Consider the following 12,259-nt stretch of genomic DNA (forward strand, 5'->3'; position numbering starts at 1 on the left):
ACCGAGTCTCCGGAGGTCTTCCGCCGTGGCCAAGCCGCCCTTCACGCACCTGCACGTGCACACCCAGTACTCGCTGCTGGACGGCGCCGCGCGGCTGAAGGACATGTTCGAGGCGTGCAAGGAGATGGGGATGACCCACATCGCCATGTCCGACCACGGCAACCTCCACGGCGCCTACGACTTCTTCCACTCCGCCCAGAAGGCCGGCGTCACGCCGATCATCGGTATCGAGGCGTACGTGGCGCCCGAGTCGCGGCGCACCAAGCGCAAGATCCAGTGGGGCCAGCCGCACCAGAAGCGCGACGACGTCTCCGGTTCCGGCGGTTACACCCACAAGACGATCTGGGCGGCGAACAAGACCGGGCTGCACAACCTCTTCAAGCTCTCCTCCGACGCGTACAAGGAAGGCTGGCTGCAGAAGTGGCCCCGGATGGACAAGGAGACGATCTCCCAGTGGTCCGAGGGCCTGATCGCCTCCACCGGCTGCCCCTCCGGTGAGCTGCAGACCCGGCTGCGCCTCGGCCAGTTCGACGAGGCCCTGAAGGCCGCCTCCGAGTACCAGGACATCTTCGGGAAGGACCGTTACTTCCTGGAGCTGATGGACCACGGCATCGAGATCGAGCGCCGGGTCCGCGACGGCCTGCTGGAGATCGGCAAGAAGCTCGGCATCCCGCCGCTGGTCACCAACGACTCGCACTACACCTACGCGCACGAGGCGTCCGCCCACGACGCCCTGCTGTGCATCCAGACCGGCAAGAACCTCTCGGACCCCGACCGCTTCCGGTTCGACGGCACCGGCTACTACCTGAAGTCCACGGACGAGATGTACGCCATCGACTCCTCGGACGCCTGGCAGGAGGGCTGCCGCAACACCCTCCTGGTCGCCGAGCAGATCGACACCACCGGCATGTTCGAGAAGCGCGACCTGATGCCGAAGTTCGACATACCGGAGGGCTACACCGAGGTCACGTGGTTCAAGGAGGAGGTCCGGCGCGGCATGGCCCGCCGCTACCCCGACGGGGTCCCCGAGGACCGGCAGCGGCAGGCCGAGTACGAGATGGACATCATCCTGCAGATGGGGTTCCCGGGGTACTTCCTCGTGGTCGCGGACTTCATCATGTGGGCGAAGAACAACGGCATCGCGGTGGGCCCCGGCCGAGGTTCCGCGGCCGGCTCGATCGTCGCGTACGCCCTGGGCATCACCGACCTCGACCCGATCACCCACGGACTGATCTTCGAGCGGTTCCTCAACCCCGAGCGCGTCTCCATGCCCGATGTCGACATCGACTTCGACGAGCGCAGGCGCGTCGAAGTGATCAGGTACGTGACGGAGAAGTACGGCGCCGACAAGGTCGCCATGATCGGTACGTACGGCAAGATCAAGGCCAAGAACGCGATCAAGGACTCGGCCCGGGTGCTGGGCTACCCGTACGCCATGGGCGACCGCCTCACCAAGGCCATGCCCGCCGACGTCCTCGGCAAGGGCATCGACCTCTCCGGCATCACCGACCCCCAGCACCCGCGCTACAGCGAGGCCGCCGAGATCCGGGGGATGTACGAGAACGAGCCCGACGTGAAGAAGGTCATCGACACCGCCAAGGGCGTCGAGGGCCTGGTCCGGCAGATGGGTGTGCACGCGGCCGGCGTGATCATGTCCAGCGAGCCGATCGTCGACCACGCGCCGCTCTGGACGCGGCACACCGACGGTGTGACCATCACGCAGTGGGACTACCCGCAGTGCGAGTCGCTCGGCCTGCTGAAGATGGACTTCCTGGGCCTGCGCAACCTCACCATCATGGACGACGCAGTCAAGATGGTGGAGGCCAACAAGGGCAAGAAGCTGGAGCTCCTGGAGCTCCCGCTGGACGACCCCAAGACCTATGAGCTGCTCTGCCGCGGTGACACCCTCGGCGTCTTCCAGTTCGACGGCGGCCCGATGCGTTCGCTGCTGCGCCAGATGCAGCCCGACAACTTCGAGGACATTTCCGCCGTGTCGGCCCTGTACCGGCCGGGCCCGATGGGCATGAACTCGCACATCAACTACGCGGAGCGGAAGAACGGCCGCCAGGAGATCACCCCGATCCACAAGGAGCTGGAGGAGCCGCTCAAGGAGGTCCTGGGCCTGACCTACGGCCTGATCGTCTACCAGGAGCAGGTCCAGAAGGCCGCCCAGATCGTCGCCGGGTACTCCCTCGGCGAGGCGGACGTCCTGCGCCGCGTGATGGGCAAGAAGAAGCCCGAGGAGCTGGAGAAGAACTTCGTCCTCTTCCAGGCCGGTGCCCGCAAGAACGGCTTCAGCGACGAGGCGATCCAGGCCCTGTGGGACGTCCTGGTCCCGTTCGCCGGCTACGCGTTCAACAAGGCGCACTCCTCCGCGTACGGACTGGTCACGTACTGGACCGCCTACCTCAAGGCGAACTACCCGGCGGAGTACATGTCCGCGCTGCTCACCTCGGTGCGCGACGACAAGGACAAGTCGGCGGTCTACCTCAACGAGTGCCGCCGCATGGGCATCAAGGTGCTCCCGCCGAACGTGAACGAGTCGCTGGCGAACTTCGCCGCCCAGGGCGACGACGTGATCCTCTTCGGCCTCACCGCCGTCCGCAACGTCGGCCAGAACGTGGTGGACTCGATCATCCGCTGCCGCAAGGCCAAGGGGAAGTACACCTCCTTCCCCGACTACCTCGACAAGGTCGAGGCGGTCGTGTGCAACAAGCGCACCACCGAATCGCTGATCAAGGCGGGCGCCTTCGACGAGATGGGGCACACCCGCAAGGGTCTGACCGCGCACTACGAGTCCATGATCGACAACGTGGTGCAGGTCAAGCGCAAGGAGGCCGAGGGGCAGTTCGACCTCTTCGGCGGGATGGGCGACGACAGCGCCGACGACGGCCCCGGCTTCGGTCTGGACATCGAGTTCTCCGACATCGAGTGGGACAAGACGTACCTGCTCGCCCAGGAGCGCGAGATGCTCGGTCTGTACGTCTCCGACCACCCGCTGTTCGGTCTGGAGCACGTGCTGTCCGACAAGGCGGACGCGGCGATCTCCCAGCTCACCGGCGGTGACTACTCCGACGGCTCGATCGTCACCATCGGCGGCATCATCTCCGGCCTCCAGCGCAAGATGACCAAGCAGGGCAACGCCTGGGCCATCGCCACCGTCGAGGACCTGGCCGGTTCCATCGAGTGCATGTTCTTCCCGGCGACCTACCAGTTGGTCTCCACCCAACTCGTCGAGGACACCGTCGTCTTCGTCAAGGGGCGCCTGGACAAGCGCGAGGACATCCCGCGGCTGGTCGCCATGGAGATGATGGTCCCCGACCTCTCGGAGGCCGGCGCCAACGCCCCCGTGACGATCACCATCCCCACGGTCAAGGTCACCCCGCCGCTGGTCGAGAAGCTGGGCGAGGTGCTCACCAGCCACCGCGGCTCGACCGAGGTACGGATCAAGCTCCAGGGGACCCGCAAGACGACGGTGCTCCGGCTGGACCGGCACCGGGTGACCCCGGACCCGTCGCTCTTCGGTGACCTGAAGGTGCTGCTGGGTCCGTCCTGCCTGGCGGGCTGAGCCGGTGAGCGGTGCCCGGGGCTCCGGTCCCGGGCACCGAGGGCGCGCGGGAAGCGGATGTCTACGCGAGTAGCGGGGACGGGCTTCCGGTCGGCGAGCGGCACCGCTTCACGGACCGGGACGGCTCGCTCCCGCTCTCCCGCAGCCGCCGGAGCGCCGGCGCGTGCAGCGCGCGAGAGGGGCGCACCCCGCACGGGTGCGCCCCTCTACTGCTGTACGGCGAAGGTCAGTTGTGACCAAAACGGCGCTGGTGCTTACGGGCGACGTCGCGCGGGGTCGCCTCCACGGACTGGGCCGTCGCCTGGGCCTCCATCGCCGACCGCTCGGCGTCCTGACGGTTGCGCTCGGTGGTCTGAGCGCCCTTCTGCTGCTGATTACGGTCGCGATTCTTGTTCTTGGCCATGACCGTGCCTCCTGAGGGGGATCCTGGGATCGGGGCCGTGACCAGGCTTACACGGGCCGTTGCCGCGCGCATTTCGGACAATTACCGTGCGTCATGCGCCGCGTCACGTGCCGTGTTCGCCCTGGACGCCGAATCCGCCACGCCGATGATCGAGTTCGGGCAGTTAACCCCCGTACGGTCGGGCAGACTCGAAGGTAAAGCAGGAGGAAACCTCGTGCCACAGGCCGAGCCGGGGGGCGTCCGACTTCAGCACCTCAGGAAAGAGGGTGGAACGTGGATCGCTGCGTCGTCCTGGTGGACGCCGGATACTTGCTGGGCGCCGCCGCGAGCCTGCTCGCCGGAGAGCCCACCCGGTCCCGGATCACCGTTGATCACGCCGCCCTCATCCAGGGCCTGCGCCAGCGCGCCGAAGCCGACACCGAACGGCCGCTGCTGCGCATCTACTGGTTCGACGGCGCGCCCGACCGCGTACCGCAGCCCGAGCACCGGCGGCTGCGCGTCATGTCCCGGGTCACCGTCCGGCTGGGCGCGCTGACCCGCAGCGACGGCCGCTGGGCGCAGAAAGGCGTCGACGCCGCGATGCACGCGGAGTTGACCGAACTGGCCCGTAACCGCGCCTGCTCCGACATCGTCCTGGTCACCGGCGACGGTGACCTGCTGCCCGGCCTGATGTCGGCCAAGGAGCACGGCGTCGCCGTGCACCTGTGGGCCGTGCAGGCCGCCGACGGCGACTACAACCAGTCGGAGGACCTGGTCGCCGAGGCCGACGAGCGGCGGGTGCTCGACCGCTCCTGGATCACCCGCGCCGTACGGCTGAAGGAACTCGGCGGCCCCTGCGCGCCGCCCCCTGTGCCGCGGCCCGAGATCGCCGCCATCCTCTCGGCGCCGCTGCCCGAGTCCGCCGTCGCGGCCGCCGCGGCCGCGGCCTCCGCCGCCCACGACGCGGAGCGGGCCGCCGCCCGGGAACGCAACGGTGCGAACGGTGCTGCACGCCCGGCGCCCGCCCCTTCGGAGCGGACCGGCTCCGCGGGCGCCTGCGACCGGCCGGGAGCCGCCGCCGAACGGGACGGCGAAGGCGGCCCGGCGGGCGGCAAGGGCACCCCGGTCCCGACCCCGAAGGATCTCGCCGACCTGAACCGGGGCCCCGGCGCCGGACCGGGCGGGTCCGGCGCGGCCCCGGCGCCCGTGCCCAGCGCGACGCTGCGCTGGTCCTCGGACAAGGGCTGGGTCGAGCGTGGCGGCCCGGTCGGCGAACCGCCCGAAACCGCCTCGCTCCCGACCCTCGCCCAGCTCACCAGCGCCGAGCAGCGCTGGGCCGACCGGGAGGAGGACATCACGGCCGTCAGCGGCGACCCCTTCGAAGTGGGCCAGGTCTTCGCCCGCCGCTGGACGGAACGGCTCTCCGACACGGCCCACCTCCAGCAGATCTCCACGGAATACCCCCGCATCCCGCACCGCATCGACGGCGAACTTCTCCGCTATGCCGCCCGCTTCGGCCTGCTCGCCCACAAGGACGACCAGATCGACGAACACGACCGCTACGCGATCCGCGCCGGATTCTGGCGCGAAGTCGACCTCCGGACGGCGGCGTCGCACGTACCGGTGGGGGAGTAGGGGCGAGCCCGGTGGGCCCGCCCTGGGCCGGGGGAACGGGCGCCGGTCACCCGGCTGGGCGCCTCGCCCGGGGGCGATGCCCACGTCCTCGTGGCGGAGGCGGCAGCCGCCGCACCGCCGGGCGGAGCGGGGCGCCGCGGCCGCCACGGGCAGGGGGTGCGGACAGCCGCGGCCCCGGCAGCGCGTACGCTCGTTGCTCGTGAGGATGGGTGCGAAGCGGGTGGAGTGCGGCGAGCCGGTGTGTGCCGTGCGCGACCTGGTCAAGACGTACCCCGCGGTACGCGGGCGGCGGGGAGCGGTGGGGGCACCGGCCGTACGGGCCAGTGACGGCATCAGCCTGGACGTCCGCCAAGGGGAGATCTTCGGGCTGCTCGGGCCGAACGGAGCCGGCAAGTCGACGCTGGTCCGCCAGCTCACCGGGCTGCTGCGCCCCGACTCCGGCAGCGTCACCGTGCTGGGCCACGACCTCGTCCGCTACCCGGAGCGCGCCGCCCGCCTGCTCGGCTACCTGGGCCAGGAGTCCAGCGCCCTGGACGAGATGACGGTCGCCCTCGCCGTGGAGACCACCGGCCGGCTGCGCGGCCTGCCCGCCCGGGAGGCCCGCGCCGAGCGCGACGCCGTCGTCGAGGAACTGGGGCTCGGCGATATCGCCGGGCGCCCGCTCAAGCGGCTCTCCGGGGGCCAGCGCCGCCTCGCGTGCTTCGCCGCCGTCCTGGTCGGCGAGCGGCCGTTGCTGGTCCTGGACGAGCCGACCACCGGCATGGACCCGGTGGCGCGCCGCGCCGTGTGGGCCGCCGTGGACCGGCGCCGGGCGGAGCGCGGCGCCACCGTGCTGCTCGTGACCCACAACGTCATCGAGGCGGAGAGCGTCCTGGACCGGGTCGCGGTGATCGACCGGGGCAAGGTCATCGCCTGCGACACGCCCGGCGGGCTGAAGGACCTGGTGGGCGAGGAGGTCCGGCTGGAGCTGGTGTGGCGGGAGCGGGCGCCGCTGGACGTGCCCGAGGTGGCCGCCCTGGGCGAGGCCGCGCGGACCAGCGGACGGCGCTGGACCCTGCGACTGGACCCGGACCGGGCGCGGGAGGCGGTGGCCGCCGTGACGGCCGGCCCGGCCTTCGCCGCGCTGGACGACTTCACGCTCGCGACGCCGAGCCTGGAAGATGTGTATCTCGCGCTGGGGGGCCGTACGGAGGAAGGCTTGGTGAAGGCGTGAGCGTGGTTCCCGCGGAGGCGCAGGCGACGGCGGCGGAGCAGGCCGAGACGACGGCGGAGACGCAGGCGCGGACGGTGGCACCGGCCGCCGCCGGGCCCCGTACGGACCTGCCGTCCGCCGCGCCCCTGGCGCCCGCCGCCCGGCTGCTGCCCGCGCTCGCCGCCGTGTACCGGGCCCAACTGTCCCGGGCCCGGGTCGCCCGGATTCCGCTGCTGTTCGTGGCCACCTTCCAGTCCGTCGGGATCATGGTCCTGATGCGCGGGGTGGTCGACGACGGCGACGCCGCGCGGGCCGTCGTGGCCGGCTCCAGCGTGCTGGTCGTCGCGTTCGTGGCGCTGAACCTGCTGGCCCAGTACTTCGGGCAGCTCCGCGCCAGCGGCGGCCTCGACCACTACGCCACGCTGCCGGTGCCGCCCGCCGCCGTGGTGCTCGGCGCGGCCGCCGCGTACGCCTCGTTCACCGCGCCGGGGACCGTGGTCACGGCCGTCACCGGCTGTCTGCTGTTCCAGCTCCCGATGGCGAACCTGTGGGTGCTGATCGCGGTGATCCCGCTGGCCGGAGCGGCCCTCGCCGGGCTCGGCGCGGCGCTGGGCCTGCTCGCGCCGCGACCGGAACTGGCCACCCTCTGCGGCCAGTTGGGCATGTCGGCGGCCCTGCTGCTGGGCGTGCTGCCGGCCGCCCGGCTGCCCGCGCCGATCTCGTACGCGCGGGACCTGCTGCCGTCCACGTACGGGGTCGAGGCCCTGGCGCGCGGCTTCGACGCCCGTCCCGACTGGCTGGCGGTCCTCGCGGACCTGGGGGTCTGCGCGGCGGTCGGCGTCCTGTCGCTGGCCGTGGCGACCTGGGCGTACCGCCGGGCAGCCGTACGGTGACGGATCCGGCGGACGGCCCGCCGGGGCCCGGGGCTTCCGGAGGGCGCCCGGACGGTGCCGGGCAGACCGGCCGGAACCGGCCGCACGGCCGTCCTGCCGACAGCGGCACCGTGCCCACCTGGCACGATGACAGGGTGACCGCACCGCAGACGCCGCAGCCGCACGAGAACCAGCCGCACGACAACCGGGCGACCGGGCACGCGTACAACCCCTGGACCAGTCCGTCCGGGGCGACGTCCGACCATCCGACCTCCGGGGGTCCGCCGTGCGGGACCGGGCCGAGCTCCGCCGTGAACTGTTCGAGGCCGCGCTGATCGCGCTCGTGGTGACGGTGTGCGGTGTGCTGCTGGGCGCCCTGTGGGCGTGGCTGGCGCCGCGCGTCCCGCTGATCGCGGACGGCAGCGGCAACGTCTACCTCCAGCACGTCGAGGGCGAGGAGGCCATCGGCGGGGACGGCACGTTCATCCTGCTGGCCCTCGGCTTCGGGGTGGTGTGCGCGGCGGGCGCGTTCCTCTTCCGGCGGGGCGGGGGCATCCCGCTGGTGGTGGCGCTGGTGGTGGGCGGACTGCTCGGCTCCGTGGTGGCCTGGCGGTTCGGCATCTGGCTGGGCCCGACGTCGGACCTGGGGGAGCTGGCGAAGGAGGCCGGCAAGGGCGTCCCGTTCGACGCGCCGCTGCGCCTCCAGGCCAAGGGCGCGCTGATCGCCTGGCCGGCCGGCGCCATGGTCGCGCATCTGCTGCTGACCGGCCTCTTCGGCCCCCGCGACCCGGAGCCGCCGCAGCCGGAGTGGTACCCCGGAGGGCAGCAGGCCCCGCGGCATCCGCAGACCCCGCCGCCTTCGGAGAGCTGACAGCCGGCGGCTGACGGGGTCACGTCGCGCGTCGGGTCCGTCCGCTCCTCAGGCGGGCCGGCGCCCGTGGTTGGCCTTGCCCTTCTTGATGCGCCACTTCCGCTTACGGGTCTTCTTCGACATGGGCGTACCTCCTCCACGGGTCGTAGCGGAGGACGGGGCAGGCGTAAAGGCCCGGCGTCGTGACGGGCGGGGCGTACGGGGCACATCCGGCCGCGCGCGGCAGGGCGTACGGCGCGTGGGGCACTGCCCTCAGGCGCGCGCGATCTCCGCGAGCGTCGCTTCCGTGAGCTTCTGGAGGTCGGCGGGGGCCAGTTCGACCTCCAGGCCGCGGCGGCCGGCCGACACGCACACCGTCTCGTGCGCGGCCGCCGACGCGTCGAGCACCGTACGCAGGCGCTTGCGCTGGCCGAGCGGGGAGATCCCGCCGCGTACGTAGCCGGTGCTGCGTTCCGCGGCGGCCGGGTCGGCCATCGCGGCGCGCTTGCCGCCGGCCGCGGCGGCCAGGGCCTTGAGGTCGAGGGATCCGGAGACCGGTACGACGGCGACGGTCAGCGCGCCGTCCACCTCGGCGAGCAGTGTCTTGAAGACCTGGTCGGGGGAGACCCCGAGCGCCTCGGCGGCCTCCTCGCCGTAGGAGGCGACGGCCGGGTCGTGCTCGTACGCGTGGAGGGTGAAGTCGACGCCCGCCTCGGTGAGGGTGACCGTCGCCGGGGTGCCGCCGGCCGGCTGCTTCCCGTTCTTCGGCTGCTTGGTCCGCTTCGGCTTCTTGGACATGATCGTCGCGCCTCGGCTCGCTCGTAAGGTCGTCGGTACGGGTACGGGGTGGCGGCAGGGGCGGTGCCCCCGCGCTCAGTTGGGGCTGGTCGGGTGGCGGGTCAGGTCCACCGCGGGCAGCGACGGGAGCTTACCGATCACCGCGGTCTCCTGGCGAAGGAGTTTCAGCTCCTGCGTGAGCCGGGAGGCGACGTCCGGCGCCTCCAGGAGCCGCTGCTTGGCCGGGATGTCGAGCACGGCGGCGGCCGCCACCAGGTACGACAGCACCGACGGCTCGCCGGGCAGGTCCTGGCCGCCGGACAGGGTGCGCTCGTTCGCCCAGGCCAGCCGCTTCTGGTAGGTGCGGAAGGCCCGTACGACACCGGAGGCCAGCGCGCCGGCGCCCTCGCCCTCGGTCTCCGCCAGCTCCTCCACCTCGCCCATCAGGTACGGGCCCGAGGCGTCCACCGACAGCAGCTTGAAGCGGGTGGTGCCGGTGGCCAGCACCTCGTACCCCCCGGCGCCGGGGGAGAGCGCCGCGTCCGCGGCTGCCTCGGCGCCCTCGTCGGAGGCCAGGGCCGAACCGGGGGCGCCGCTCTTCTCGCGGATGGTGGCCGCGTCGGCCACGCACCCCACGGTGTGGAAGGCGCTGATCGGGTCGGGGCCGAAACCGGCGCCGGGACCGTCGGCGGGCAGCGCGGTGCTGTCCGGCAGGCCGGGGGCGGAGGGCGCCACCTCGCGGCCGTCGCGGATCGCGACGACCCCGAAACGGCGCTCGTCCTCGGGCAGGGCGAGGAGGTCGCGCATCATCGCCCGGTACCGCGCCTCGAAGACGTTGAGCGGGAGGACGAGTCCCGGGAACAACACCGAGTTCAGCGGGAAGAGCGGTAGGCGCACGGAGGTCACAGCCCGTAAGCCTAGAGCCTGTGGAGACGGGAGTGGTTCGCGGCCCGCGATCCGGGGCGCGCGGGGTAGGGGCGGGCGGCCCCTGTCCCGGTGGCGTACGGCCCCGGATCAGCCCCTGAGCGGGTGCCGGACCGGTGCCGGGCCGCTGCCGGAGCGGTACCGCGCCGGTTCCGACGCCCCGCCCCGCTCCGCGCGCCCCTGCGCCCCGGCCCGCGCCCCTGCGCCTCGGCTCAGTTCCCCACGCCCCGGCCCGGCTTCCCGCGTCCCGGCCCGGCTCCCCGCGCCCGCCGTATCGCCCCCGCTACTGCCGCCGCAGCAGCCGCGACGCGCCCGCCGCGACCGTCGTCGCCAGGACCCACCCGGCCAGGATCATGACCGCGGCGACCCACTGGGAGCCGCCGTCCGGCTTCCACGACGAGCCCTGGTAGAGATCGATCACCGGCAGCAGCAGGTCGAGGGAGTAGAGGTACGGGTTCCAGGGCGGCGCCTCGCCGGGTTTGAGGGCCGGGGGCGGGGACTGGGCGAAGTAGACCGTGCCGAGGGCCCACAGGATCGCCATCCACACCGCGGCCCGCCCCGGCCGGTAGCCGTACGCCACCGTCCAGTCCTGGAGGACGCCCCACAGCTTGGCGGCCAGCGGCAGCGTCTCGCGCCGCCGCCGCTGCTTGGCGAGCAGCACCTCGCGGGCGTCGGAGTCCTCGCCGCTGCCGCGCAGGGCGGTGGCGAGCATCTCGTAGGGCTCCGGCGCGTACTCCGGCGTGGCGGCGGCCACCCACTCCAGCCGCCGGGACAGCGGGAAGTGGCCGCGCGGGATGAGCGTCTCGTAGTTGAAGCCCGCCATCCACAGGCCGCCGAGACCGGGCCAGCTCGCCGCCTTGTCGACCAGGTTGACGACCCGCGCGCCGGAGAGGATGACCCGTCCGCGCTGCGGCCGCTCGCCCAGGAAGCGCAGCTCCGGCGTCTGGATGCGGCGCAGCGACAGCTCCTGGTCGGCCTCCATGATGAAGCGGGCCTGCTCGAAGTCGACGGCGTCGCCGAAGCGCCCGTCGTCCAGCCGCATGCCGCCCTCGCACTCGAAGCGCTGCATCCGGGTGCCGCGGGTGGGGGTGTGGGTGATGCCGTACGGGGGTGTGGCGGTGGTGCTGGAGAACGGGGAGCTGGCCAGGCCGGCGCCGGTCAGGTAGAGGGTGCGCTCGACCGTCATCTGGGGGGCGTTCAGGGCGCGCCGCCCGTACGGGTTGCTCAGCCGGCTGCCGCGCAGGCTCAGCGACACGCCGATCGTCGCGCCGCGCAGCGACAGCTCGCCGTAGGACTCCATCATCTCGGCCTGGAGGTCCTGGGCGACGGTGAGCCCGTCCGCCATGACCGAGCGGCCCTGCCGGTCCTTGTGCACCACCGTCTGGTTGAGCAGCAGGTCCGTACCGATGTGCGCGTCCGTCAGACGGATGCCGGAGCGGACGACGCAGCGTGGCAGGTGCAGGTCGCCTTCGGTGTGCAGCCGGGCCGCCTCGATCCGGGGGATCGCGCAGCCGACCATCCGCAGGGTGGTGAAGCGGCTCTCGGGCAGCACGACCTCGTTCTGGAAGCGGCAGTCGCGCAGCTCCACGAATGGCTTGATCGTGCCGCCCGCAAGGTCGAGAGTGTCGGTGATGTACGCGCCCGCCAGTTTCAGCGCGGAGACGCGTCCGGGCTGCGCGGGCGGTCCTTCCAGGAGCAGGAGCGCGACGATACGGGCGCGCACCCGCCGCTCCGGGCCCCACCGGAACTGCCCGTGCGGGTCGTCCCTGGCCGGGTCGCCGGTGCGCAGGTCGCAGGTGCTGCCGTTGCGGAACGCCTGCCACAGGCTCCACTCGGCAGGGTTCAGCATCAGCGCCGCGGGTGCGTCGCCCTCCTCCGGCGTGGCCACCGTGCCTTCCCCCTTTCGCCGCTCCCCCGAGCGGGTCCGTACCGTCCCGCGTCCGCGGGGTCCGCGTCCAACCGTTTCTGCACGCCGCCCGCCCGCTGCCGCGCGCCGTCGTACGGGCCGGACCGGCCTGGCAGCCGCTCCCGGGAGCCGCTTCCGCGCCCCGGCCCCCGT

The 12,259-nt window shown here is 72.6% G+C and carries 9 protein-coding genes; 5 read left to right on the forward strand and 4 right to left on the reverse strand.

Going from position 1 to position 12,259, the window contains the following annotated elements; genetic code table 11:
* Positions 1-25: 25 nt before the first annotated feature.
* Positions 26-3,568 (forward strand): DNA polymerase III subunit alpha, encoded by a 3,543-nt coding sequence (gene dnaE, locus EJG53_RS30620; protein WP_125047586.1) that lies wholly within the window; start codon positions 26-28, stop codon positions 3,566-3,568.
* A 226-nt stretch (positions 3,569-3,794) separates the two neighbouring features.
* Here the strand turns inward: dnaE and EJG53_RS41265 are convergent, their stop codons facing one another.
* Positions 3,795-3,971 (reverse strand): hypothetical protein, encoded by a 177-nt coding sequence (locus EJG53_RS41265; protein ID WP_167515193.1) that lies wholly within the window; start codon positions 3,969-3,971, stop codon positions 3,795-3,797.
* A 273-nt stretch (positions 3,972-4,244) separates the two neighbouring features.
* Between EJG53_RS41265 and EJG53_RS30625 the strand changes: the two genes are divergently transcribed.
* The 4 genes from EJG53_RS30625 (at position 4,245) to EJG53_RS30640 (ending at position 8,520) form a co-directional block, all read left to right on the forward strand.
* On the forward strand, positions 4,245-5,585 hold the full coding sequence (locus tag EJG53_RS30625; protein WP_125047587.1) for an NYN domain-containing protein: 1,341 nt from the start codon (positions 4,245-4,247) through the stop codon (positions 5,583-5,585).
* A gap of 205 nt (positions 5,586-5,790) precedes the next feature.
* On the forward strand, positions 5,791-6,798 hold the full coding sequence (locus tag EJG53_RS30630; RefSeq protein ID WP_125049701.1) for an ABC transporter ATP-binding protein: 1,008 nt from the start codon (positions 5,791-5,793) through the stop codon (positions 6,796-6,798).
* A gap of 74 nt (positions 6,799-6,872) precedes the next feature.
* Positions 6,873-7,670 carry an ABC transporter permease gene (locus EJG53_RS30635; protein WP_244955693.1) on the forward strand — a complete coding sequence of 266 codons (798 nt, stop codon included), beginning with the start codon at positions 6,873-6,875 and terminating at the stop codon, positions 7,668-7,670.
* 265 nt (positions 7,671-7,935) lie between these two features.
* A complete protein-coding gene (locus EJG53_RS30640; RefSeq protein ID WP_174856481.1) occupies positions 7,936-8,520 on the forward strand; it encodes a DUF2567 domain-containing protein in 585 nt (194 codons plus the stop codon).
* 252 nt (positions 8,521-8,772) lie between these two features.
* On the opposite strand, the gene ybaK is transcribed toward EJG53_RS30640, so the two are convergent.
* The 3 genes from ybaK to EJG53_RS30655 form a co-directional block, all read right to left on the reverse strand.
* Positions 8,773-9,297: a Cys-tRNA(Pro) deacylase gene (ybaK, locus tag EJG53_RS30645; RefSeq protein ID WP_125047588.1), complete on the reverse strand. Its 525-nt coding sequence runs from the start codon at positions 9,295-9,297 to the stop codon at positions 8,773-8,775.
* 75 nt (positions 9,298-9,372) lie between these two features.
* Positions 9,373-10,182: an LON peptidase substrate-binding domain-containing protein gene (locus tag EJG53_RS30650; protein ID WP_125047589.1), complete on the reverse strand. Its 810-nt coding sequence runs from the start codon at positions 10,180-10,182 to the stop codon at positions 9,373-9,375.
* Positions 10,183-10,483: 301 nt separating this feature from the next.
* On the reverse strand, positions 10,484-12,049 hold the full coding sequence (locus tag EJG53_RS30655; RefSeq protein WP_241267819.1) for an oxidoreductase: 1,566 nt from the start codon (positions 12,047-12,049) through the stop codon (positions 10,484-10,486).
* Positions 12,050-12,259 lie beyond the last annotated feature (210 nt).

Origin of the sequence: Streptomyces chrestomyceticus JCM 4735 (assembly GCF_003865135.1) — a bacterium.
Classification (GTDB): Bacteria; Actinomycetota; Actinomycetes; order Streptomycetales; family Streptomycetaceae; genus Streptomyces; species Streptomyces chrestomyceticus.